Below are 25,167 nucleotides of genomic sequence, written 5' to 3' on the forward strand. Positions count from 1 at the left end.
ACACTACCGTTGCGCTGGCGCACCGCACGTGCGTCGACCTCCCGTCGTTGAGAAGGCGAGCAATGGACACAGCAATTCCGGCCGGCAGCAAGAAGAGGGCCCCGAAGGGCAACGGCAGCACGACGCTTCGAACGCCGCCCGCCGTCGAACCGATCCAGATTCGTGATTCCGTTCTCGCCGAGGCGCAGGCCCGGGAAATCCTGGCTGCGCTCCGATCGTTCGCAACCGGCGATTTCACCGCCCGCCTGCCCGCCAACTGGAGCGGCACCGACGGCAACATCGCCGAAGCGTTCAACCAGTGCATCGGCAACGCGCAGCGCATCACCACCGAAGCCGAGCGCCTGAGCGACACGGTCGGCAAGGAAGGCCGGCTCTCGCAGCGCATCTCCTCGCCCGGCGCCATGGGCAGCTGGGCGCAGCAGGTCGATTCGTTCAACACCCTGATCGACGACCTCGTCCGGCCGACGACGGACATCGCGCGCACCATCGGCGCGGTGGCCAAGGGCGACCTCGGCCAGTCGATGGAACTCCAGGTCGACGGCCGGCCGCTGAAGGGCGAGTTCCTGCGCTCCGCGAAACTCGTGAACACCATGATCGAGCAGCTCTCGGTCTTCACCTCCGAAGTGACGCGCGTCGCGCGCGAGGTGGGCACCGAAGGCAAGCTCGGCGGCCAGGCGCAGGTGAAGGGCGTGTCGGGCGTGTGGAAGGACCTCACGGACTCCGTGAACCAGATGGCCGGCAACCTGACGGCGCAGGTCCGCAACATCGCCGACGTGACGATCGCGGTGGCGAACGGCGACCTGTCGAAGAAGATCACGGTGGACGTGCGCGGCGAGATCCTTCAGCTGAAGGAAGCGACGAACACCATGGTGGACCAGCTGCGCTCGTTCGCCTCCGAAGTGACGCGCGTGGCGCGCGAGGTCGGCACCGACGGGCGCCTGGGCGGCCAGGCCGTGGTGCCGGGTGTCGCCGGCACGTGGAAGGACCTGACCGACTCGGTCAACTCCATGGCGAACAACCTCACCTCGCAGGTGCGCAACATCGCGACGGTCACGACGGCCGTGGCGCGCGGGGACCTCTCGCGCAAGATCACGGTGGACGTGAAGGGCGAGATCCTGGAGCTGAAGGAAACCATCAACACGATGGTGGACCAGCTGAACGGCTTCTCGTCGGAGGTGACGCGCGTCGCGCGCGAGGTCGGCACCGAAGGCAAGCTGGGCGGCCAGGCCGTGGTGCCGGGCATCGCGGGCACGTGGAAGGACCTCACCGACTCGGTCAACTCGATGGCTTCCAACCTCACGGGCCAGGTGCGGAACATCGCGGACGTGGCGACCGCCATCGCGCGCGGCGACCTCTCGCGCAAGATCACGGTGGAAGTGAAGGGCGAGATCCTCCAGCTGAAGCAGACCATCAACACCATGGTGGACCAGCTGAACGCCTTCGCCGGCGAAGTGTCGCGCGTGGCCCGCGAGGTGGGCACGGAAGGCAAGCTCGGTGGACAGGCCGTGGTGGAAGGCGTGGCGGGCACCTGGAAGGACCTGACCGACAACGTGAACTTCATGGCGAACAACCTCACCGGCCAGGTGCGCAACATCGCGGAAGTGACGACGGCCGTGGCGAACGGCGACCTCTCCAAGAAGATCACGGTGGACGTTCGCGGCGAGGTGCTCGAACTCAAGAACACCATCAACACGATGGTGGACCAGTTGAACGGCTTCGCGGGCGAGGTGTCGCGCGTGGCGCGCGAGGTGGGCACCGAGGGCAAGCTGGGCGGCCAGGCGCAGGTGCCGGGTGTCGCGGGCACCTGGAAGGACCTGACCGACAACGTCAACTCCATGGCGAACAACCTCACGGCGCAGGTTCGCAACATCGCGGAAGTGACGACGGCCGTGGCGCGGGGCGACCTCTCCAAGAAGATCACCGTGGACGTGCGCGGCGAAATCCTGGAGCTGAAGAACACGATCAACACGATGGTGGACCAGCTGAACGGCTTCGCGGGCGAAGTGTCGCGCGTGGCCCGCGAGGTGGGCACCGAGGGCAAGCTGGGCGGCCAAGCGCAGGTGCCGGGCGTCGCGGGCACCTGGAAGGACCTGACCGACAACGTCAACTCGATGGCGAACAACCTCACCGCGCAGGTCCGCAACATCGCGGACGTGGCGACGGCGGTGGCCAACGGCGACCTGTCCAAGAAGATCACGGTGGACGTGAAGGGCGAGATTCTCGAGCTGAAGAACACGCTCAACACCATGGTCGACCAGCTGAATGGCTTCGCCTCGGAAGTGACGCGCGTGGCGCGCGAGGTGGGCTCGGAAGGCAAGCTCGGCGGCCAGGCCGTGGTGCGCGGCGTGGCCGGCACCTGGAAGGACCTGACCGACAACGTCAACTCGATGGCGAACAACCTGACGGGTCAGGTGCGCAACATCGCGGAAGTGACGACGGCCGTGGCGCGCGGCGACCTCTCGCGCAAGATCACGGTGGAGGTGAAGGGCGAGATTCTCGAGCTGAAGAACACCATCAACACGATGGTGGACCAGCTGAACGGCTTCGCCTCCGAAGTGACGCGCGTCGCGCGCGAGGTGGGCACCGAAGGCAAGCTCGGTGGACAGGCCCAGGTGCCCGGCGTCGCCGGCACCTGGAAGGACCTGACGGACAACGTGAACTTCATGGCGTCCAACCTCACGGGCCAGGTGCGCAACATCGCGGACGTGGCGACCGCCATCGCGCGCGGCGACCTGTCGCGCAAGATCACGGTGGAGGTGAAGGGCGAAATCCTGGCGCTGAAGGAAACCATCAACACGATGGTGGACCAGCTCAACGGCTTCGCCTCCGAAGTGACGCGCGTCGCGCGCGAAGTCGGCACCGAAGGCCGGCTCGGCGGACAGGCGCAGGTGCCCGGGGTGGCCGGCACGTGGAAGGACCTGACCGACAACGTCAACTCGATGGCGTCGAACCTCACCAACCAGGTCCGCAACATCGCCGACGTGACCATCGCCGTGGCGAACGGCGACCTGTCCAAGAAGATCACCGTGGACGTGCGCGGGGAAATTCTTGAACTCAAGGAGACCATCAACACGATGGTGGACCAGCTGCGCTCCTTCGCGGCCGAAGTCTCGCGCGTCGCGCGCGAGGTGGGCACGGAAGGCAAGCTGGGCGGGCAGGCCGTGGTGCCGGGTGTCGCGGGCACGTGGAAGGACCTGACGGACAACGTCAACTCCATGGCCAACAACCTCACGGGCCAGGTGCGCAACATCGCCGACGTGGCGACCGCCATCGCGCGGGGCGACCTCGGACGCAAGATCACGGTGGACGTGAAGGGCGAGATCCTCCAGCTGAAGGAAACCATCAACACGATGGTGGACCAGCTCTCGGCCTTCGCCTCCGAAGTGACGCGCGTCGCGCGCGAGGTGGGCTCCGAAGGCAAGCTCGGCGGCCAGGCCATGGTGCCCGGCGTCGCGGGCACGTGGAAGGACCTGACCGACAACGTGAACTCGATGGCGTCGAACCTCACGGCGCAGGTCCGCAACATCGCGGAAGTGACGATCGCCGTGGCCGCCGGCGACCTGTCCAAGAAGATCACGGTGGACGTGCGCGGCGAGATTCTGCAGCTGAAGGAGACCATCAACACGATGGTGGAACAGCTGCGCTCCTTCGCCTCCGAAGTCACGCGCGTGGCGCGCGAGGTGGGGACGGAAGGCCGCCTCGGCGTGCAGGCCGTCGTGCCCGGCGTGGCGGGCACGTGGAAGGACCTGACCGACTCGGTCAACACGATGGGCGTGAACCTCACGTCCCAGGTGCGCAACATCGCGGAAGTGACGACGGCTGTCGCGCGCGGCGACCTGAACCAGAAGATCACCGTGGAGGTGAAGGGCGAGATCCTGGAGCTGAAGAACACCATCAACACCATGGTCGACCAGCTCAACTCCTTCGCCGGCGAGGTGACCCGCGTCGCGCGCGAAGTGGGTACCGAAGGCAAGCTCGGCGGCCAGGCCCAGGTGCCCGGCGTGGCCGGCACGTGGAAGGACCTGACCGACAACGTGAACTTCATGGCATCGAACCTCACCGAGCAGGTGCGCGGCATCGTGAAGGTCGTGACGGCGGTGGCCAACGGCAACCTCACGCAGCGTCTCACGGTGCAGGCCAAGGGCGAGGTCGCGGCGCTCGCCGACACCATCAACAACATGACCGACACGCTCGCGACCTTCGCCGACCAGGTGACGAACGTCGCGCGCGAGGTGGGCGTGGAAGGCCGGCTGGGCGGCCAGGCGCACGTGCCGGGCGCCGCGGGCACGTGGAAGGACCTGACGGGCAACGTGAACCTGCTGGCGGCCAACCTCACGACGCAGGTGCGCGCCATCGCGGAAGTGGCGACGGCGGTGACCAAGGGCGACCTGACGCGCTCGATCCAGGTGGAAGCGCGCGGCGAAGTGTCCGACCTCAAGGACAACATCAACACGATGATCTCCAACCTGCGCGAGACCACGGAGTCGAACCGCGAGCAGGACTGGCTCAAGACCAACCTCGCGCGCTTCACGTCGATGATGCAGGGCCAGCGCGATCTCTCCACCGTCGGCAAGACGCTGCTGTCGGAGCTCGCGCCGCTGGTGAGCGCGCACCAGGGCTCGGTCTATCACAACACGCAGTTCGAGGACGGCAAGAACGAGCTCGTGCTGCTGTCCGCCTACGCGCAGACCGGCAGCGTCGCGCTGCCGCCGCGGCTCGCGCTCGGCGAAGGTCTGGTGGGGCAGTCGGCGGTCGAGAACCGCCGCACGCTGCTGACCGACGTGCCCGCCGACTTCGTCAGCATCAGCTCGAGCCTCGGTTCGGCGAAGCAGGTGAGCGTGGTCGTGCTGCCGGTGCTGTTCGAGAACCAGACCAAGGCGGTGATCGAGCTCGCGTCGCTCCACCCGTTCACCGCGGTCAACCTCAACTTCCTCGACCAGCTCGCCCTGGGCATCGGCGCGGTGTTCAACACCATCGAGGCGACCATGCGGACCGAGGGCCTGCTGAAGCAGTCGCAGGAGCTGACGGTGGAACTGCAGGCCCGCCAGATCGAGCTGCAGCAGACCAACGAGGAGCTGGGCACGAAGGCGCGCCTGCTCGCCGAGCAGAACGCCGAAGTGGAGCGCAAGAACACCGAGGTGGAGCAGGCCCGCCGCGCGCTGGAGGAAAAGGCGTCCGAACTCGCGCTCACGTCGAAGTACAAGTCGGAATTCCTCGCGAACATGTCGCACGAGCTGCGCACGCCGCTCAACTCGATCCTGATCCTGTCGCAGCAGCTGGCCGAGAACGCGCCGGGCAACCTGTCGGGCAAGCAGGTCGAGTTCTCGCGCAACATCAACTCGTCGGGCTCCGACCTCCTGAACCTGATCAACGACATCCTGGACCTCTCCAAGATCGAGTCGGGCACCGTGACGCTGGACGTCGAGGAGATCGGCTTCGGCGGCCTGCGCGAGTCGATCGACCGCAACTTCCGCCACGTCGCCGAGGCGAAGAACCTGCCGCTGGTGGTGAAGTTCGCGGACGACCTGCCGCGCTCGATGGCGAGCGACCCCAAGCGCCTGCAGCAGATCCTGAAGAACCTGCTGTCGAATGCCGTGAAGTTCACCTCGCACGGCCATGTGGAAGTGCGCGTGGGCCTCGTCAACGGCGGCTGGACGGCCGACCATCCCGTGCTCTCGCAGTCGCAGCACGTGGTCGCCTTCGCGGTGGAGGACACCGGCATCGGCGTGCCGCCGGACAAGCAGCGCCTGATCTTCGAGGCCTTCCAGCAGGCCGACGCGGGCACGTCCCGGAAGTACGGCGGCACCGGCCTCGGCCTGGCCATTTCGCGCGAACTCGCGGTGCTGCTGGGCGGCGAGATTCGACTGAAGAGCATTCCCGGACAGGGCTCCACCTTCACGCTGTTCCTGCCGCTGCACTACTCGGGCCCCGACTCCTCGACGGTCATGCGCCAGACGAAGGGCAGCGAGCATTCGCCGTCGATGCCCGTGCTCGCGCTGCCGGTGGCGCGCGAGGAGCACGTGGCCGACGACCGCGAGCGGATCGAGCCCGGCGACGCCGTCGTGCTCATCATCGAGGACGATCCGCACTACGCGCGCATCCTGCTCGGCCTCGCGCGCGACAAGGGCTTCAAGGGGCTGGTGGCGATGAAGGGCTCGGTCGGCCTGTCGCTCGCGCGCCAGTACCACCCGAGCGCGATCTCGCTCGACATCTTCCTGCCCGACATGCTGGGCTGGACGGTGCTCAACCAGCTGAAGCTCGACCCGGCGCTGCGGCACATCCCGGTGCAGATCTGCACGCTGGAAGAGGAGCGCCAGCACGGCCTGTCGCACGGCGCCTTCGCCTACCTGCTGAAGGAGCCGACGACGGCCAACCTCGAAGCCGCCTTCGACCGCCTGAAGGACTTCACCGAGCCGCGCACGCGCCGCCTGCTGGTGGTGGAGGACAATGCCATCGAGCGCGACGCCGTGGTCGAGCTGCTCGGCTACGACGACATCGACATCGCCTCGGCGGGCAGCGGCGAGGCCGCGCTGGCCGCGATGCGCAAGGAGCCGTTCGACTGCGTGGTGCTCGACCTGCGCCTGCCCGACATGAGCGGCTTCGACCTGCTGGAGCAGATGCGCGGCGACGATCGGCTCTCCGGCGTGCCCGTGGTCGTGTTCACCGGCAAGGACCTGAACTCCGACGAGCAGTCGCGCCTGAACGCGATGGCCAAGAGCATCGTGCTGAAGGACGTGCGTTCGCCCGAGCGCCTGCTCGACGAGACCGCGCTGTTCCTGCACCGCGTCGTGACGCAGCTGCCGCAGGCCAAGCAGGCGATGCTGGAGAAGCTGCACAACTCGTCCGAGGTCCTGCATGGCCGCAAGGTGCTCGTGGTGGACGACGACGCGCGCAACATCTTCGCGCTGACTTCGGTGCTCGAGAACCACGAGGTCGAGGTCATCAGCGCCACCAACGGGCGGCAGGCGATCGAGATCATCAAGAGCACGCCCGACCTCGCGATGGTCCTGATGGACATCATGATGCCGGAGATGGACGGCTACGAGACGATGCGCGAGATTCGCAAGGACCCCGCGTTCCGCACGCTGCCCATCCTCGCGCTGACGGCCAAGGCGATGAAGGGCGACCGAGAGAAGTGCCTCGATGCCGGCGCCAGCGACTACATTTCCAAGCCCGTCAACACGGACCAGCTGCTTTCGCTCATGCGGGTGTGGCTCTACCGCTGATGCGGGACGCAGTACACAAGAAGGAGAGGGCGACCATGGACAACCACGAAGGCGCGACGCCGCCGCTGGCGGTGAACATCCTCATCGTCGACGACGAGCCGAAGAACCTCGCCGTGCTCGAGACGGTGCTGGACGACCCCGGCTACCGCCTCGTGCGCGCGACCTCGGGGGAGGAAGCCCTGCTCGCGCTGATGGCCGACGAGTTCGCGGTGCTGGTGCTCGACGTGCGCATGCCCGGCATGTCGGGCTTCGAGCTCGCCGCGATGGTGAAGGAGCGCAAGAAGACCTCGCGCATTCCCATCATCTTCCTCACCGCCTACTACAACGAGGACCAGCACATCCTGGAAGGCTACGGCACGGGCGCGGTCGACTACCTGCACAAGCCGGTCAATCCGTCGGTGCTGCGCTCCAAGGTGGGCGTGTTCGCCGAGCTGCACCGAAAGGGCCGAATGCTCGAGGCGGCCAACCGCATGCTGCTCGCGGAAGTGGGCGAGCGCCGCCATGCCGAGCAGAAGCTCAACGAACTGAACCAGACCCTGGACCGCCGCGTGACCGAGCGCACCGCGGAGCTGGAGGCGAGCGAGGCGCGGCTGATGGCGGCGAGCGCCCGCAAGGACGAATTCCTCGCCACGCTCGCGCACGAGTTGCGCAACCCGCTCGCGCCGGTGCGCAACGCGGTCGAGATCCTCAAGCGCCGCGGCCACGAGCTCGACCGAGTGCAATGGGCGACGGCGCTCGTCGACCGGCAGGTGAACGCGTTCACGCGCCTCATCGACGACCTGATGGACGTGAGCCGCATCAACCAGGGCCGGGTCGAGCTGAAGCGCGAAGTCGTCACGCTCAACGACGTGCTGTCCGATGCGATCGAGACCGTGCGCCCGCACGTCGATGCGGCGAGGCACGATTTCACGGTGCTCCTGCCCGACCGGCAGATCGCGGTCGATGGCGACCGCACGCGCCTGGCGCAGGCCTTCGTGAACCTGCTGCACAACGCCACGAAGTACACCGACGCGGGCGGCCGCATCGAAGTCGCCGTGCTGGTGGAAAACCGCCACGCCGTGGTGACGATCCGGGACACGGGCATCGGCATTCCGCACGACTCGCTCGAGAAGGTGTTCGACATGTTCTCGCAGGTCGAGTCGGCGCTGTCGCGCTCGCGCGGCGGCCTGGGCATCGGCCTGGCGCTGACGCAGCGCCTGGTCCAGATGCATGGGGGTACCATCAAGGCGTACAGCGACGGACCGGGACGCGGCAGTCGATTCATGGTGTCCCTGCCCATCGCGGCGGAAGAAGTGCCGGCGGCGCCGGCGGCAAAGGAGGAAGCCATGGCTGGCGTTCAGGCGGGATTCCGCATCCTCGTGGCCGACGACAACGTCGATGCCGCGGACACCCTGGCAGCGCTCCTGGATCTGCTCGGGCACACCGCGCACGTCGTCCACGACGGCGAGGCGGCGGCGCTCGCGGTGCCCGAGTTCGACCCCGAGATCGTGATCCTCGACATCGGCATGCCCAAGCTCAACGGCTACGAAGCCTGCCGGCGCATCCGCGCGCAGGACGGCGGCGCCGGGCGCGTGCTGGTCGCGCTGACCGGCTGGGGCCAGGAGCAGGACCTGGCGCGTTCGCGCGAAGCGGGCTTCGACCGGCACCTGGTCAAGCCGATCGCGGTGGATGCGCTGCAGTCGCTGCTCGAGGAAGTGGCGGCCCAGCCGCGCGCGGCCAGCGCCCCGAAGCCTGGCCTGCAGGGATCGCTCTGACGCCGGGATGAAAACCGCCTTCCACACTCGCAGCACCGGCAAGCAGCTGAGCTACCGGATCGAGTACGACGGCAATGGTTACAAAATTTTCCTGCGCGAGCGCTTCCTGAAGCTCGGTACGGCGGCGCCGGCCGCGAAGGTGCCCCGGTGGTCGGAGCAGCGGGAAACGGCGAACCTGACGCAGGCGGTGGCGGATATCGAATCCCTCGAAGGCATGCCGGAAATCTGACGCCGGCGCTGCATCGGCGCGACGACTGCGCCTCGCCGCCCGTAAAAGCGAGCTTGACTCGCGCACTCACCGTTGCAAAATCCCCTTATCTATTACATGGGAGGGGATCTGCCGTGCCTCAGCAACTGACAGAAGCTTTCGTTCAAAGCGCGATCGCGCGTGCCGCGGCCGGAGGCGGTGGAGGAAGCGGCGGGGGCTTCGCGCCGGCCATCGGTCCCATCCAGCAGGTCACGGTGGCGCCGCGCGCGTTCAGCGCGACCGAGGTCAACTTCTTCAAGCAGTTCGTCCCGCCGCAGAGCGTCGACGCGTGGCGGGCCGCGACCGACGTCGAAGGCCACATGTCCAGCCGGCTGTTCAAGACGACCAAGTCGCGCGGGGACAGGCTCCAGCGGGTGGACACGGCCTATGCGTCCTGGATTCGCGACATCACCAACCGGCGCGAGGCCGAGAACCTGCGCCACGCGCTCGACGAGTACCGCGGATTCGCGTTCCGGATCACCGGCAGCAGCGTCGGCACGTTCGGCACCAACTACCGGGATGCGCGCAACCGCGACAACATCATGGTCGACATCGCCAAGTATGTCGACTTCATCGCCTCGCTCGGCGGCGTGGCGGACGACATGGGCGAGGCACGCGCCAAGGAGATCCGCCGCGACGTGCTTCTCCTGCTCGGCAACATCGAGGTCAACGCCGAGCCCACGGGCTTCATCGCGGGCGGACTCATGACCGCCTTCTCGATCACCGACGCCGCGGGCGGCGTCGACGCCTTCATGAAGCTGTCGACCGACATCCAGGGCGCCTGCGGCGGCAGCGTGGGCGGCGCCGCGGCGATCGGCTATGCCGCCTACGACATCGGCAATGCGGCGGAGAAGGCGCAGTACGGCACGGGCGCCTGGGACCGCATCAAGAGCGCCGCGCACCAGTTCTACGACTTCCTGGCGCGCATCATGAAGAAGTTCGTCGACTGGGCGGGGGCCAAGCTCAAGGCGATCTTCGTGCAGCACGATGCGGGCGAGATCATCGGCGTGCTCAAGCTGGCGGCCAAGGCGGTCTTCCACTTCATCATGAAAGCCTGCAAGGAGTTCGTGGGCGGGGTGGGCGACGCGCTCGAGGGCACGGCGGGCCTGATCGAGGATGCATGGCTGCGCCGCACGCTCACCCTGCAGGCCGAGACGCTTGTCACGACCCAGGGCGAGTTCGCGCTGCTGCGCTCCGGCATCCGGCGCGGCATCGAGCTGCGGCAGGCGGTGGCTGCATGGACCCTCGCCAAGGGCGTCACGAGCATCGTGCTCACGGCCACCACCGCCGGCGCGAGCAAGATCGTGGATGCGATCCTCGCGGGCCTCGAATTTCTTTTCAAGATCGTCTGGACCGTACTGGAGAGCAGCGCCATCGACAAGGTGCTCAAGGAGGTCAAGATCGTGACGACCTCCATGCTGAACAAGGCCACCGAGATCCGCTACGTGCCGGAGGTCCCGGATGCGAGCACGGTGTCGTACAGCGGCATGCCCCCGTTCAAGGCGCTCAACTACACCTGGACGGAGGTCGTGAACAACGCCAACGGCGCTTACATGAACCTGCTCGATTCGGTGGTGAAGTCCAGCCCGGTGATGTCCGCGATCCTCCTCAACAGCGGCGTGGTGGCGGACGTGCGGGACGTGATGCATGCGGCCACGCCGCGCAGCTCCGCGCACGAGACGGTTGCCAACGAGCACCTCCGGGCGCTGAAGGAGCAGGCCGTGTCGATCTACACGAAGTCGCCGTTCAAGATCAAGCCCGTGCCGCTCGGCACCCTGGAGGCGGCGGTCAACGCCCGGCTCACGGATCTGCGGAAGCGAGCGCAGCTGTTGGCGGAGCCGCGCGCGATCGCGCCCTGACGCGGGGCGGGCGGGATCGATCCACCGCGATTCCGCATCACTCCGCCCGCATCCCCGTCGCCTTCACCAGCTGCCCGTAGCGCTCGATCTCGCCCTTCATGAAGGCGGCGAGTTCCTGCGGCGTTCCCGCGCCGGGCTCCGCGCCCATCGCCAGGTACTTCTCGCGCGTCTCGCTCGACGCGAGGATGCGGCCGACCTCGTCGTTCAGCTTCTTCACGATGGGTGCGGGCACGCCGTTCGGCGCGAGCAGCACGAACCACGCCGAGAAATCGTAGCCCGGCACGCCGGCCTCGGCCAGCGTCGGCAGCTCCGGCGCGAGCGGCGAGCGCTTCGCGGTGCTGATCGCCAGCGCGCGCAGCTTGCCGGCCTTGATGTGCTGCGCGGACGACACCAGCGGGTCGATGATCATGTCGACCTGGCCGCCGATCAGGTCCGTGATCGCGGGCGCCGAACCTTTGTACGGGACGTGCAGCAGGTCCGAGCGCGAACGGCTGGCGAGCATCGCGCCCGCGACGTGGCTGGTGGTTGCGTTGCCGGACGAGGCATAGCTGACCTTGCCGGGTTTCGCTTTCGCGAGGGCCAGCAGTTCCGCCACGCTGCGCGCGGGGACGTTGTTGTTCACCACGAGCACGCTCGGCAGCGAAGCGAGTTTCGCGACGGGCTGCAGATCCTTCTCGGTGTCGTAGGGCAGCTTGGCATGCAGATGCGGATTCACGGCATGACCCACGGTCACCACCAGCAGCGTGTAGCCGTCGGCGGGCGCGTTGGCCGCCGCCTGTGTCGCGACGATGCCGCCGCCGCCGGGACGGTTCTCGATGACGACCGGCTGCGACCAGGTCCGCGCGAGGCGCTCGCCGATGAAGCGCGCGAAGGTGTCCGCCGCGCCGCCGGGCGGGAACGGCACCAGGATGCGCATCTGCTTGCTCGGGAACGCGCTCGCGCCTTCCTGGGCATGAACGGGCGTGATGGCGAATGCGCAGAGGCCGAGCGCAAGCGCGGCGCGCAGGAAGCGGGAGCGGGTGGGGTGGGGCATGGAAGGTCTCGGTGGGTTGGAGGGATGGGGTGGGGGTTCAGTACGGCTTGCCTTCCGCGCTCCACAGCGCGCGCGCCGCCGTCTCGGCGTCGCGGCAGATCTCGTCGAGGTCCACGCGCGTCGGCCGGCCCTGCTCGACCAGGATCTCGCCGTCGACCAGCACCAGCTCGACGTCGCGTCCCTGGCCGTTGTGCACGAGCGTGCCGACCGGATTGACGTGGGGGCGCAGGTGCGGACGCGACGCGTCGAAGACCACGAGGTCCGCCTTCTTGCCGACTTCGAGGCTGCCGATCTCGCCGTGCTGGCCGAGCGCCTTCGCGCCGCCGAGCGTGGCCATGTGGAAGACGTGGTGCGGCTGCCAGGCGTCGTTCACGCCGCCTTGCTGCACGCGCGCGGTCGCCAGCGCCCATCGCATCAGCTCCACCATGTCGCCATGCTGGGTGTCGGTGGCCAGCGCGATGTTCACGCCCGCCTCCATCAGTGCCGGCGTGGGTGCGAGCCGCCCCGAGGCCGCGTTGCATTTGGGGATGTGGACGGCGTGCGCACCGGCGCGGGCGAGTCGCTCGATGTCTGCGGGCGTCACGTAGATGCAGTGGCCGCCCATGAGGCGCGCGTTCAGCAGGCCGACTTCGTCGAGCACTTCGGTGGACGTGCGGCCCGTGCGCTCGCGCACGCGCTCGACTTCCACGCGGCTCTGCCCGAGATGCGTGGACACGACCAGGTCGTTGGCCTTCGCCGCGGCTGCGACCTCGCGCAGGAATCCGTTCGAGCAGGTGTCCACCGCATGCGCGGCGAGGTTGACCTGCACGCGCGGATGGCCGCGCCAGCGCGCGTGCAGGTCGAGCCCGGCCTGCAGCGTGCGCTCGCCGATGGCGGGGTCGTGGTGCCAGTCGCCGCGCGCGACGCGCGCGAAGTCGACGTCGTGGATGCGCCAGCTCGGGCACAGCCGCAGGCCGAGCTCCACCATCGCCTCCGCGCAGATATCCGCGTGGACGAAGTTGTCGCCGACGACGGTGGAGCCGAACATCAGCGCCTCCACGGCGCCGAGCCGCGCGAGTGCGCGCGCCTGCTGCGCATCCACCTGCGTGCCCTTCGGTATGCCGGGCGTGTACGAAGGCGCGAAGCCGAGGTCCGCCGCGACGCCGCGCACCATCGTCAGGACCGCGTGCAGGTGCGGATTCACGAAGCCGGGCGTGACGATGCGGTCCGCGAGCCGAAGCGTCCGTTTCGCCGCGAAGCGCTGCGGCGCCACGGTGTCCAGCCACGCGATGCGACTGTCCTTCACGCCGACGAAGCCGCCGCGCAGCAGCGGCCGCGACGGGTCCGCGGTGATGACCATCGCGTCGGTGAGAAGGAGGTCGAAATCGACGGTGTCGGTCGAGGGGGCGAGGGTCGGACTCAAGGGTGTCTCCATTGCGTGTCGTGCGTGTCGTGCGTGTCAGTCCTGCATGAGCCCGCCGCCGTGCGCGCGCGCCAGCAGCCGCGCGATCTCCGGCGACAGTCCCTGGTGGGCCTTGGCCGGCGGCGGCGCGAAGCTGCCCGCGCGGGCTTTCCCGGCACGCATGCGCACCAGCGTCTCCGCATGGCGCACCGCGCTCGATACGCCGTCGACCACCGGGACGGGGATCCGGTCGGCCACGTCGCGCGCCAGGCCCGCCAGGGGCGCCCCGGCCAGAACGATCACGTCCGCGCCGTCGTGCTGCACGCAATGCAGGGCGAGCTGCACGAGTCGTTCGCCCTGCGTTCCCTGCACGGCGCCGATGTCGGGCAGCGCAGCGTCGAGGCCGCGGATGCTGGCCAGCCGCGAGCCGAGACCGTAGGCATCGACGGTCTCGGCATACCAGGCGCGGATGCGCTGCGAAATGGCGACGATGGAGAAGCGCCGACCCAGCAGGCAGGCGCTGGCGAGCGCCGCTTCGGTGAGCCCGGTGACGGGGGAGGGCAACACTTCGCGCAGCGCCATGAGCCCGGGGTCGCCGAAGGCCGCGACGACGATGGCGTCGGCCCGTTCATGGCGCTCGGCCGCGATCTGCGCGGCGGCGTGCGCGCCGAGCAAGGCCTCGAAGCGCGTCTCGATGTAGGCGACGCCGCTGGACGCGGTGGCGACGTCGATTTCCGTCCCGGGCGAGGCGCTGCGCACCGCCTCGGCGCGAATCAGCGCCGAGACGCTTTCGGAGATGTTGGGGTTGATGAACAGGAGTTTCATGGGACGTCGTTCCAGAGCGCCGGACGCAGTGGCGGCCCCGCCAGCCGTTCGAGGTGCGCCGCCATCTCGAGCACCGTTGCATCGCCGTAGCGCGGGCCCGCCACTTGCAGCCCGATGGGCAAGCCGCGCACGAGGCCGGCCGGCACGCTGCAGGCCGGCGCCTGCGCGTAGTTGAAGAACGGCGTGAACACCGCATGGCCGCGCGGGCCGGCGGCACGGCCGCCGATGACCGCGGGGCCGAGCTGCTCGACCGGCCACGAGACCGCGGGCGTCGTCGGGCACAGCAGCAGGTCGAAGCGCGTGAAGAACGCGGCGTACGCGGCGTGGATGTGCTCGCGCAGGATCAGCACGCGCGCGATGTCTTCGGCGGTGTGCGTGCGGCCGAGGCGGATCTGCGCGGCGATGTCCTCGTCGAGCAGGCCCGCGTCGGCATCCATCGCGCCGCCGTGCAGCGCGGCGAGGCCCGCCTGCTGCAGCTTGAGCAGCGGGTACTCGCGGACACCCTCGGGCCAGGTCGGAGACGCCGTCTCGATGCGGTAGCCATCGGCTTCGAGCCGACCCACCAGCGAGGCCAGGGCGTCGTGGACATCCGCGTCGACGGCGAAGTCGCAGCCCAGGTCGGGACTCCACGCGATGCGCAGGTCGCGCGCGGGCGCCTGCGCGAGCCGCGGCCGCGCCACGCAGACCGGCTGCGAGCCCCAGTCCGCCGGCGAGAACCCGAGCAGATGTTCCCACATCAGCGTCGCGTCCTCGACGTCGCGCGCGATCTGGCCGATGACGGAGAGTCCGAAGTTGGGCTCGTCGAAGCCGGGGCCACAAGGCACGACGCCGAAGCTCGGCTTCATGCCGACCAGGCCCGCGTGCGCCGCGGGCCGGCGCGTGGAGCCGCCCGCGTCGGTCGCGAGCGCGAGCGCGCCGATGCCGGCGGCGGTCGCGCTCGCCGCGCCGCCGGACGAGCCGCCCGGCGTCAGCGCCAGGTCCCAGGGGGAGCGCGTCATGCCGTGCGCGGGATTGTTGCTCACGCCCTTGCACGCGAACTCGGAGCAGTTGGTGATGCCCACCAGCACCGCGCCGCGCGCCTTCAGGCGCTCGACCGCCCACGCGTCGGCGGGCGCCACGAAGTCGGCGAACCGCCGCGAGCCCTGCGTGATGCGCCGCCCGCCCACCCAGAGGTTGTCCTTGACCGTGACGGCGACGCCCGCGAGCGGCAGCGCTTCCCCCGCCGCGATGCGCCGGTCGACGGCATGCGCCTGCGCGAGCGTCCAGTCCGCGTCGTGGCCGATGACGGCGTTCAGTCGCGGATTGACCGCGTCGAGCCGTGCCAGCACGCTGCGCGCGACTTCGGCCGCGCTGAAGTCGCGCCGCGTCACGCCCGCGGCCGTGTCCCGGGCCGACAGCTTCCAGAGCGCCTCGGTGCCGCTCATGTCAGTTCGGCTTCCACAGCGGTCCGCGGTGGCCGCGACCGCGCGTGCCGGCCAGCGCGGGTCGCTCGCACGGCAGGAACTGCCCGTGCCCCGCGCGGCCCAGGTATTCGCCGTCGCGCCACACGACCTCTCCGCGCGAGAGCGTCATCGCGGGCCACGCCTTCACCTCGATGCCTTCGTAGGGCGTGTAATCGACGGCATGGTGCAGCAGCGCGTTGCGGATGGTCCGCGGCCGGTCCATGTCCCAGACGACGAGGTCGGCGTCGGAGCCGACCGCGATCGTGCCCTTGCGCGGGAACAGGCCGTACAGGCGCGCCGCGTTGGTGGAAGCGAGCGCCACGAAGCTGTGGATGTCGATGCGCCCGTCCATCACGCCGTGCGACATCAGGAGCGGCATGCGCGTCTCCAGGCCGGGAATGCCGTTCGGTACCTCGCTGAAAGGCGCGTCCGGACCGTGCGCCTTCTTGCCGTCTGGGCCGGCATAGGCGAAGGGCGCGTGATCGGACGACAGCACGTGGAACGTGCCGTTCTCCAGCCCGCGCCAGATCACCTCCTGGTTTGCCTTGTCGCGCGGCGGCGGGCTGCAGATGCACTTCGCGCCTTCGAAGCCCTCGCCGCCGAGATCGTCGCCGGTGAGGAAGAGGTACTGCGGGCAGGTCTCGCCGAACACCTTGAGACCGAGCCCCTGGGCCGTGCGGATCTGGTCCACCGCCTCGCGTCCGGACACATGCACGATGAGGATGGGCACGTCGGCGAGTTCGGCGAGCGCGATGGCGCGGTGCGTCGCCTCGCGCTCGACGAGCATCGGCCGCGCGTGCGCGTGGTAGCGCGGCGCGCCGAGGCCGGCGTCGAGCAGTTGCTCGGTGAGCCAGCCGATGCAGTCCGCGTTCTCGGCATGGATCATCGTCATCGCACCTTCGCGCCGCGCGACGGCGAGCAGGTTCAGGATCTGCCGGTCGTCGAGCTTCATGTCGTCGTAGGTCATGTAGACCTTGAACGAGGTGTAGCCCGCGGCGACGAGCCGAGGCAGTTCGTCGCGCAGCACCCCGGGCGTCGGGTCGCTGACGATCAGGTGGAAGGCGTAGTCGATCGCCGCCTTGCCCTCGGACCGCCGGTGGTAGTCGTCCACGGCCGCCTGCAGGCTCTGCCCCTTGAACTGGCAGGCGAACGGGATGATCGTCGTCGTGCCGCCGCAAGCGGCGGAGCGCGTGCCGGTGACGAAGTCGTCGGCCATCTTCGAGCCGTCGGACGTGGGCTGGTCCAGGTGGCAGTGCGCATCGACGCCGCCTGGGGTGACCAGGCGGCCGGCCGCATCGAGCGTGTGGTCGGCGCGCCCGAGGTCGCGTCCGATGGCGGCGATGCGGCCGTCGCGGATGCCGATGTCGGCGCGGTAGCGGTCGCTCGCCGTGGCGACTTCCGCGTTGAGGAGCAGGGTGTCGAAAATCATCGGGTCAATGGGGTTCCTGGAACAGGCGGCCGCCGCGCCGCACACGGCGGGTGTCGATGCCGGCGAGCCGCAGCGACTTCCACACGGCCGTGGCGACGCTGTCGTACACGGGCAGATCGAGCTCCGCTTCGAGTTGCGCGACGGTCGGCGCGCCGCGCAGGTTGGTGCAGAGGATGGCGATGGCGTCGGGCCGGCTCCGCGCGACTTCGCGCGCGAGCTTCGACAGCACCGCCGGTTCCACTTCGCTGAACGCGAAGTTCTCCGAAAGGCCGAGGTGGCGCTCGGCGACGACGCCGATGCCCGCGGCCCGGTAGTTGGCGACGATGCGCTCCTGCACGTCGGCCGTGTAGGGCGTGATCAGCGCGACGCGCCGCGCGCCGGTGCGCGCCAGCACTTCGTTGAGCGCCAGCACGGAGGTGCAGGCTCGCGCGCCGGTCGCCGCCTCGATGGCGCGGCACAGGCGCTCGTCGGCCTCGAAGCCGAGCCACGACGACGACGTGCCGCTCCAAGCGATGACGCCGCAGCGCGCATGAGCCAGCAGCTCGGCCGCGGCCAGCACGCCGGGCGTGTCGAATTGCGCGAGCGCGCTGTCGCCGAGCGCGATGCGCGTCACGGCGAAGCGCGAGAAGTGCGCGGACGCCTCCGGCACGTCCCGCAGCAGATCGCAGGTCACCGGCTCGAGCACGGTGTTGGACGACGGGGTCAGCATGCCGAGCAGGGCACGTTGCATGGAAGGGGTTCTCCTGTTGCGGTGCCCTGCGTGCAAGCTTTGCGCCAGCTCGCTGCGCGCCATCGCCGGTCGCGTCTGGTGCGCGTGAGGGGCGCGTGCACAGGAGTGCGCCAGTTTTGTATCCAAAACGGGGCGTACCCTGCGTGCAGTAAGCTGGCACACCCGTTGCGTCCGAACACCGACATGAGCTTGACCGAATCCTCCGCGCAGGCCGACGCCGCCGACGCCGCCACCGGCGACGTCGCGCGGCGCACGCAGCGCATGTACGAGCAGATCGTCGCGGGCCTGACCGAGCACCGCATCGCCCCCGGCACCCGCTTGCGCGAAGAGCGCCTGGCCGCCCTGTTCGAGGTGAGCCGCACGCAGGTACGCAAGGTGCTGCAGCGTCTCATCCACGAGGGCCTGGTGGAGCACCAGCCGAACCGCGGCGTGACCGTGGTGGCGCCCGATCTCGACGAGACGCGCGAGATCTTCGAGGCGCGGCGCCTGATCGAGCCGTGGGTGGTGTCGCGCCTGTGCGCGAACTGCACGAAGAAAGGCGCGCTGGGACTTCGGCGCATCCTGCGCGAGGAGCAGAAGGCATACACCGACGACGATCGCCGCAGCGCGGTGCGCCTGTCGGGCGAATTCCACCGCGCGCTCGCGCAGGCCGCGGGCAACCGCGCGATCGCGAAGAGCATGGACGAACTCACCCTGCGCACTTGCCTGGCCATCCTCGCGAACCAGGCGCCGACGGCGTCGACCTGCAGGACCGGCGAACACGAGAACATCCTCGCGGCCGTGGAGCGCGGCGATGCGCGCACGGCGACGCGCCTCATGCTGGCGCACCTGGAGAGCATCGAGGCCTCGCTGGAGGCCGAGCCCGCCGCCGCGAAGGGCGACGGGCTCGAGTCGCTCGTGCGGGAACTCGCGGCCGCGCCGCCGCGCAAGCGGCGCGCCGCGGCCTGATCAGACCCGGATCTCGCGGTTGAAGCGGTCGATGTATTCGGCGCGCCGCGGGTTGAGCTTCGCCCAGTCCACGCCGTTCATGGCTTCGAGCGCCTTGCTGTCGGGCGCGTAGATGGCCAGCGACTTGCTGAACTTCGCGCGCGAACTCGTGGGCGCCACGATGTAGGGCGAGTCGGCCATCTGCGTCTGCACTTCGGGACTGATCGCCGCGTTGATGTACGTCGCGGCGAGGTCCACGTTCTTCGAGTTCTTGACGATGTGCATCGAACTCTTGATGTGGATCCAGCCGGTGTCGGGCTTCACGAGCGCGATGGGCACGCCCTTGGACTGCAGGTCGCCGACGTTGTTGTTGTAGTGGATCGAGATGTCGATCTGGCCCTGCTGGAACAGGGTGGCGAGCGAACCCGGGTTGGACGCGACCGCGCTCACGTTGGGCAGCAGGCGCTTGACGAAGGCGAACGCCGGCTCCATGTTCTCTTCGCTGCCGCCGTTCAGGCGCGCCATTTCCGCCATCCATGCGGACATCAGCGTCGAGCCCATGCCGGCCAGGCCCACGCGGCCCTTGAATTCGGGCTTGAGCAGGTCGTTCCAGCTCTTCGGCGGCGTCTTGATCTTCTCGGTGTTGTAGGCGATGCCGATGATCTGCCCCGAGACGAACACGCCGGTGCCGCGGGGGTCGACGAACTTCGACGGGATGTCCTTCAGGTGCGTGAGCTTGTCCGTCGGGATCCTCTCGAAGATGTCGTGCTGCAGCGCGGCCAGGTAGGGTCCCTCGTCGAGGATGATCACGTCGAAGGGCGGGTTCGCCTTGGACGCGACGATCTTCGACACGGTGTCGACCGCGAGGCTCGCGACGAGGTTCGTGCCGGCGCCGCCGCTCGCTTTCGAGAAGGCGGGCAGCAGGATCTGGCGGTGGGCCGACTCCCATGCGCCGGGGTAGGTCGTGGCGGAGAGCGAGCGCGACTGGGCAAGGGCGAGGCCGGGCAGGCCCAGCGTGGCGGCCGCGGCCGCGCCGGCGTGCAGGAAGGAACGGCGGTTCGGCGATACGAGGGACATGGTCGGGGCTCCGGAGGTTGGACGAGCCCGGGCAGACGCAAGCTGTGTGCCACGGCGCGTCCCCCTCCCTCTACCCCTTCAGGGAGCGAAGCGGCCGCCCGATTCGCGGACATCGCATGCCATGCTGGTGCGTGCGAGGCACCAGATTGTGTCCAATGTGACATCGGATTGTGTCCAAAACAGGCGGCCACGCGGGCACGCTTCTTGATAGTCCCTCGGCATGAGCCAGATCAAGGATGCGGGTGTGCCGCTGCAGTTCGCGGGTGTTCGGCACCGCTACGGGGACTCCGTCGCGGTGGCGGACGTCGACCTGCTGGTGGAGCCCGGCGAGCTCGTCGCCCTGCTCGGGCCGAGCGGATGCGGCAAGACGACGCTGCTGCGCATCGTGGCGGGCTTGTTGCGCCAGTCGGCGGGCCGCATCCTGATCGGCGGACGCCAGGTGGACGGACTGCCGACCGCGCAGCGCGGGGTGGGCATCGTGTTCCAGAACTACGCCTTGTTTCCGCACATGAACGTGCGGGCCAATGTCGGCTACGGGCTTCGGGCGCGCGGCGTGGCCGCCGCGCAGGAGCGGGATACGGTGGACCGCATGCTCGAGCTCGTGCAGATGACGGCGCTGGCGCACCGCATGCCGCGCGAGCTCTCGGGCGGGCAGCAGCAGCGCGTCGCGCTCGCGCGCACGCTCGCCGTGGCGCCTCGCGTGCTGCTGCTCGACGAGCCCTTCGCCGCGCTCGACAAGAACCTGCGGCTGGACATGCAGATGGAGATCCGCCGCATCCAGCGCGAGCTCGGCATCACCACGCTGCTCGTGACGCACGACCAGGAAGAGGCCATGTCCATGGCGGACCGCATCGCGGTGATGAACGCGGGCCGCGTCGAACAGTTCGACCGGCCGGAGACGATCTACGACTGGCCGGCGTCGCGCTTCGTCGCGGGATTCATCGGCACGGCGAACGTGCTGCAGGGTCGCCTGCAGCGCCTGGGCAGCGGCTACGCGCTGCAATGCGACGCGGGCGGCGAACTCGCGCTCGACGACGCGGCGCCGTGTTCGCGCGACGGCGCCGCGCTGCTGTCCGTGCGGCCGGAGCATTTCGCCTTCGCCGCGCAGGGCACGGGCGGCCCGCACGGCACCGTGTCGATGGTGGTGCCGCTCGGGCCACAGCTCGTCTACGAGCTGATGCTCGACGGCGGCACGAGCGTGAAGGTCACGGTGCCGCGCCACGGCGAAGACGCGCGCGTGCAGCCCGGCGAGCGGGTGGCGCTGCGCCTGCGCGACGGCGCGCCGGCGGCGGTGTTCGTGCCGGAGGCGGCATGAGCCGCCGGGCCGCCCCAAGGCTCATCGCCCCGCAGCGCGTAGCGCGGAGGGTATTCCAATGAGCCGCCGGGCCGCCCCAAGGCTCATCGCCCCGCAGCGCGTAGCGCGGAGGGTATTCCAATGAGCCGCCGGGCCGCCCCAAGGCGAATCGCCCCGCAGCGCGTAGCGCGGAGGGTCGTCCATTGACGGCGAACCGGTCGATGCTGCTCGCCGCGCCGCTCGGCGGCTTCTTCCTGCTGTTCGTGCTGGTGCCGCTCCTGCTGCTGCTCTACGTGAGCTTCTACGGCGACGCCGCGATGACGAAGCACGGCGTCGACCAGTACCGCCGCTTCTTCGGCGACGGCTTCAACCAGGGCGTGCTGCTGCGCACGCTCGGCCTGGGGCTCAAGGTCACGCTGCTCGCGCTGCTGCTCGGCTTTCCGCTCGCCTACGCGTACACGCTCGCGCCGCGGCGCTGGCAGGCCGTGCTCATGCTGCTGATCATCCTGCCGCTGCTCACGAGCGCGGTGGTGCGCACCTTCGCGTGGGTCGTGATCCTCGGGCGGCAGGGCATCGTCAACACCAGCCTGCTGTCGCTCGGCTGGATCGCGGAGCCGCTGCGCCTGCTCTACACCCCGGGCGCGGTCACGCTGGCCGTCGCGCAGATCGAGCTGCCGCTGATGGTGCTGCCGGTCATCACCGCCCTGATGAACACCGACCCCAACCTGCGCCAGGCCTCGCTCGCGCTCGGCGCGGGGCACTGGCGCACGCTGTGGCAGGTGACGCTGCCGCTCGCGATCCCGGGCCTGCTGGCCGGCTCGCTGCTCGTGTTCGCGTCCAGCGTCAGCGCCTTCGTGACGCAGACGCTGGTGGGCGGCGGGCAGTACATCCTGATGCCGTTCTACATGTACCAGCAGGCGATCCAGGCGAACGACTATCCGTTCGCGGCGGCCGTCGCGGTGGTGCTGCTCGTCTCGGTGATGGCGGTGGTCGCCGTGGTCAACCTGCTCGGCCGCCGGGCGAAGGGGTTTGTCCATGCATGACGCCGCCGTGACCGAAGCACCGGCACAGTTGGCGGCGGCGGCGGCGGCGGCGGCCGAGCCGGCGCCCGCATCCGCACTCCGCGAGTCGTGGCGCTCCGCGTGGGAGCGCCGCAGCTTCATGGCCGCCTGCATCGTGCTCGCCGGCCTGTCCGCGCTGCTGCTGATGGCGCCGACGGTCGTCGTCGTGATTACCTCGTTCACGAGCGGCTTCTCGCTGAAGTTTCCGCCGCCGGGCTATTCGCTGCGCTGGTACTCGGCGCTGTGGAACGAGTCGCCCGAACTGATGGACGCGCTGGTGCTGTCGCTCGAGCTCGCCGCCGCGGCAAGCAGCGTGTCCATCGTCTTCGGCGTGGCGGCTGCGATGGCGCTCGCGAAGCGCCGCGAAGCCTGGGCGCGCATGATCGAGACGCTATTCCTCTCGCCGCTGATGCTGCCCAGCCTCGCGCTCGGCCTGGCCCTGCTCATGCTGTTCAACCTCGCGGGCAGCGGCCTGAGCTTCACCACGCTCGTCATCGGCCACGTCGCGATCACGGCGCCGTACGTGTTCCGCACGACCACGGCGAGTCTGGCGCAGATGGACCCGGCGATGCTGGAAAGCGCCCGCAGCCTCGGCGCCGGCCCGGTCTATGCCTTCCGCACCGTGACGCTGCCGCTCATCTTCCGCGGCGTCGCCGCGGGCGCGTTCATCGGCTTCATGTATTCCTTCGACAACGTCGCGGTGAGCCTGTTCCTGTCCGACGCGCGGTCGCAGGCGCTGCCGATCCGCATGTGGCAGATCATCGAGAGCAATCTCGACGTGCGCGCCGCCGCGCTCTCGGGCGTGCTGGTCACGGCCACGCTGCTGCTCATGCTCCTGATGGAGCGCGTCGCGGGCATTTCCCGCCACCTGCGATGAGGACGCGCCGGATGGACTCAGTGCGCGACGCGGTCGCGTCCCCAGCGCAGGCGCAAGGCCAGGTAGGGGGCTTCGAGCACGCCGTCGGTGAGCGCGAGCGCATGGCCCGTCATCGCGCAGTGGGCTTCGATGGAGAAGCGGCCGAGGTCCGTGCGGCGCAGGGTGGCGTGGCGCAGCGCGAGCACGAGCCGCGAGATGCCGGCCAGCTGCAGCGCGCCGGCGCACATCGGGCACGGCTCCATCGTGCAGTAGAGGGTGGCGCCTTGCGTGGCATGGGGGCCGTGCGCTGCCACCGCACGACGGATCGCATCGGGCTCCGCATGCAGCAGCGGGTCGCCGGTGCTCACCTGCCGGTTCTGGCCGGTGGCGAGCAGGCGTCCGTCCTTCACCACCAACGCGCCCGTGGGCCAGTCGCCGCGCGCATACGCGGCCTCGGCTTCGTGCAAGGCCTGCGCCATCCAGTGTTCGTCGTCGTTCGTCATCCAAAGGAACTAGCACGATGAGTGCCATCGTCCTTCGCGGCTGCAGCGCGCTGCTCGGCCCCGATCACCGGTTCCGGCCCGAGCCGCTCGACGTGCTCGTCGAGGCCGGCCGCATCGCCGCCATCGCGCCCGCCGGCAGCCTGCAGGCGCCGATTGTGATCGACCTGTCGAAGCACCTGCTCGCGCCCGGCCTGGTCAACGGCCACCAGCATTCGCACGAGCACTTCCAGCGCGGTCGCACCGAGAACCTGCCGCTGGAGCTGTGGATGCACCTCGTGCGCACCCGCATCCCCGTGCCGCTCACGCCGCGGCAGGTCTACCTGCGCACGCTGATCGGCGGCATCGAGTCGCTGCGCACCGGCTGCACGACGCTGGTCGACGACATGGCGCTCGGCGGCGCCGTCGACGACGAACGCATCGACGCCGTGCTGCAGGCCTACGACGACCTCGGCGTGCGCGCGCTGCTCGGCTTCGCGATGATGGACAAGCCCATCGTCGACAACTTTCCCTTCGTCGCGGAGCTGTTCCCGCAGGGCCTGGCCGACGAGCTGCGCAACGCGCCGCGGCCGGCCGGGGCCGAGCAGATCGCGCTGATGCGGCGTCTCGCCCCCACCCGCCATCCGCAGGAGCGCCGCGTCGGCATCCTCGCGTCGATTTCCGCGCCGCAGCGCGCGACGCGCGAGTTCCTGCTGCAGGTGCGCGCGCTCGCGGACGACCTGGCGCTGCCCGTCATCAGCCACGTGCACGAGACGCGCCTGCAGGTGGTCACGGGCCAGCTGTTCTTCGGCAAGCCGATGGTGGAGTATCTCGCCGAGGTCGGCTTCCTCAAGCCGGCCACGAGCCTGATCCACGCCGTCTGGCTCAATCCGCGCGAGATCGCGGCGCTCGCCGAGAGCGGCGCGACCGCGCAGCACAACCCGTGGAGCAACCTCATGCTCGGCTCGGGCGTGCAGCCCGTGCGCGAGCTGCTCGACGCGGGTGTGAACGTGAGCCTCGGCTCCGACGGTTCGTGCTCCACGGTCACCACGAACATGCTCCAGGTGATGGGCAGCGCCGCCGCCGTCGCCAAGCTGCGCGGCGACGAGCCGGGCCGGTGGCTCTCGGCACGCGAGACGCTGCATGCGGGCACGGTCGGCGGCAGCCGCGCGCTCGGCTACGGCGACAGCCTCGGCAGCGTGCAGGTGGGCGCGCGCGCCGACCTCGTCGCCTATCGCACCGACAGCGTCACCTTCACGCCGCTTACAGACCCCGTGCGGCAACTGGTCTACGCCGAACGCGGCGCGGGCATCGGCTTCGTCATGGTCGACGGCGAGCCCGTGCTGCGGCAAGGCCGCCTCACGCGCATCGACGAAGCCGCGATCCTGTCGGAGATCGAGACCGAGTACCGCACGCTCGCCGACCGCTACATCGAAGCCGAAGCCTCGGTCGCACCCGTGCTCGAAGCCGTCGAACGCATCTGGCGGCGCGGGCTCGCCACCCCGATTCCGGGCGACACCTTTCCCGCGCGCTTGCCGGCCTGACCC

The 25,167-nt window shown here is 69.5% G+C and carries 17 protein-coding genes; 9 read left to right on the forward strand and 8 right to left on the reverse strand.

Features of this window, described 5'->3' with window-relative positions; genetic code table 11:
* Positions 1–62: 62 nt before the first annotated feature.
* The 4 genes from AB7E83_RS05735 (at position 63) to AB7E83_RS05750 (ending at position 11,086) form a co-directional block, all read left to right on the forward strand.
* Positions 63–7,226 carry a HAMP domain-containing protein gene (locus AB7E83_RS05735; RefSeq protein WP_428566358.1) on the forward strand — a complete coding sequence of 2,388 codons (7,164 nt, stop codon included), beginning with the start codon at positions 63–65 and terminating at the stop codon, positions 7,224–7,226.
* A 35-nt stretch (positions 7,227–7,261) separates the two neighbouring features.
* Entirely contained in the window at positions 7,262–8,980 is a 1,719-nt protein-coding gene (locus AB7E83_RS05740; RefSeq protein ID WP_428566360.1) for an ATP-binding response regulator, read from the forward strand.
* A 7-nt stretch (positions 8,981–8,987) separates the two neighbouring features.
* On the forward strand, positions 8,988–9,209 hold the full coding sequence (locus tag AB7E83_RS05745; protein WP_428566363.1) for a hypothetical protein: 222 nt from the start codon (positions 8,988–8,990) through the stop codon (positions 9,207–9,209).
* Positions 9,210–9,322: 113 nt separating this feature from the next.
* A complete protein-coding gene (locus AB7E83_RS05750) occupies positions 9,323–11,086 on the forward strand; it encodes a hypothetical protein (protein ID WP_428566366.1) in 1,764 nt (587 codons plus the stop codon).
* Between the two features lie 37 nt (positions 11,087–11,123).
* Here the strand turns inward: AB7E83_RS05750 and AB7E83_RS05755 are convergent, their stop codons facing one another.
* From AB7E83_RS05755 to AB7E83_RS05780, 6 genes are read right to left on the reverse strand one after another with little or no spacing between them, the layout of a single operon-like run.
* Positions 11,124–12,119, reverse strand: coding sequence for a Bug family tripartite tricarboxylate transporter substrate binding protein (locus AB7E83_RS05755; protein ID WP_428566369.1), 996 nt, complete (start codon positions 12,117–12,119; stop codon positions 11,124–11,126).
* Between the two features lie 37 nt (positions 12,120–12,156).
* A complete protein-coding gene (locus tag AB7E83_RS05760; RefSeq protein WP_428566371.1) occupies positions 12,157–13,521 on the reverse strand; it encodes an amidohydrolase family protein in 1,365 nt (454 codons plus the stop codon).
* Positions 13,522–13,557: 36 nt separating this feature from the next.
* Entirely contained in the window at positions 13,558–14,325 is a 768-nt protein-coding gene (locus AB7E83_RS05765) for an aspartate/glutamate racemase family protein (protein WP_428566374.1), read from the reverse strand.
* On the reverse strand, positions 14,322–15,749 hold the full coding sequence (locus tag AB7E83_RS05770; protein WP_428566376.1) for an amidase: 1,428 nt from the start codon (positions 15,747–15,749) through the stop codon (positions 14,322–14,324). Before AB7E83_RS05770 ends, AB7E83_RS05765 begins: the two co-directional genes overlap by 4 nt.
* 1 nt (position 15,750) lies before the next feature.
* Positions 15,751–17,196, reverse strand: coding sequence for a dihydropyrimidinase (gene hydA, locus AB7E83_RS05775; RefSeq protein WP_428566379.1), 1,446 nt, complete (start codon positions 17,194–17,196; stop codon positions 15,751–15,753).
* A gap of 4 nt (positions 17,197–17,200) precedes the next feature.
* Positions 17,201–17,926 carry a maleate cis-trans isomerase family protein gene (locus AB7E83_RS05780; RefSeq protein WP_428566381.1) on the reverse strand — a complete coding sequence of 242 codons (726 nt, stop codon included), beginning with the start codon at positions 17,924–17,926 and terminating at the stop codon, positions 17,201–17,203.
* 189 nt (positions 17,927–18,115) lie between these two features.
* On the opposite strand from AB7E83_RS05780, the gene AB7E83_RS05785 reads away from it, so the two are divergent.
* The gene (locus tag AB7E83_RS05785; RefSeq protein WP_428566384.1) at positions 18,116–18,874 is read left to right on the forward strand and encodes a GntR family transcriptional regulator; all 759 of its coding nucleotides are present in this window, start codon (positions 18,116–18,118) and stop codon (positions 18,872–18,874) included.
* On the opposite strand, the gene AB7E83_RS05790 is transcribed toward AB7E83_RS05785, so the two are convergent.
* A complete protein-coding gene (locus AB7E83_RS05790) occupies positions 18,875–19,930 on the reverse strand; it encodes an extracellular solute-binding protein (protein WP_428566387.1) in 1,056 nt (351 codons plus the stop codon).
* 220 nt (positions 19,931–20,150) lie between these two features.
* Between AB7E83_RS05790 and AB7E83_RS05795 the strand changes: the two genes are divergently transcribed.
* From AB7E83_RS05795 to AB7E83_RS05805, 3 genes are all read left to right on the forward strand, one after another.
* Positions 20,151–21,245: an ABC transporter ATP-binding protein gene (locus AB7E83_RS05795; RefSeq protein ID WP_428566390.1), complete on the forward strand. Its 1,095-nt coding sequence runs from the start codon at positions 20,151–20,153 to the stop codon at positions 21,243–21,245.
* Positions 21,246–21,427: 182 nt separating this feature from the next.
* Positions 21,428–22,267 (forward strand): ABC transporter permease, encoded by an 840-nt coding sequence (locus tag AB7E83_RS05800; RefSeq protein WP_428566392.1) that lies wholly within the window; start codon positions 21,428–21,430, stop codon positions 22,265–22,267.
* The gene (locus AB7E83_RS05805) at positions 22,260–23,162 is read left to right on the forward strand and encodes an ABC transporter permease (protein WP_428566395.1); all 903 of its coding nucleotides are present in this window, start codon (positions 22,260–22,262) and stop codon (positions 23,160–23,162) included. Before AB7E83_RS05800 ends, AB7E83_RS05805 begins: the two co-directional genes overlap by 8 nt.
* 17 nt (positions 23,163–23,179) lie before the next feature.
* Here the strand turns inward: AB7E83_RS05805 and AB7E83_RS05810 are convergent, their stop codons facing one another.
* Positions 23,180–23,644: a nucleoside deaminase gene (locus AB7E83_RS05810; RefSeq protein WP_428566397.1), complete on the reverse strand. Its 465-nt coding sequence runs from the start codon at positions 23,642–23,644 to the stop codon at positions 23,180–23,182.
* Between the two features lie 17 nt (positions 23,645–23,661).
* On the opposite strand from AB7E83_RS05810, the gene AB7E83_RS05815 reads away from it, so the two are divergent.
* Positions 23,662–25,164, forward strand: a complete 1,503-nt coding sequence (locus tag AB7E83_RS05815) for an amidohydrolase family protein (RefSeq protein ID WP_428566399.1) — start codon at positions 23,662–23,664, stop codon at positions 25,162–25,164.
* Positions 25,165–25,167: the final 3 nt, after the last annotated feature.

It is taken from the genome of Ramlibacter sp., from assembly GCF_050250995.1.
In the GTDB taxonomy this organism is placed as follows: Bacteria; Pseudomonadota; Gammaproteobacteria; order Burkholderiales; family Burkholderiaceae_C; genus Ramlibacter.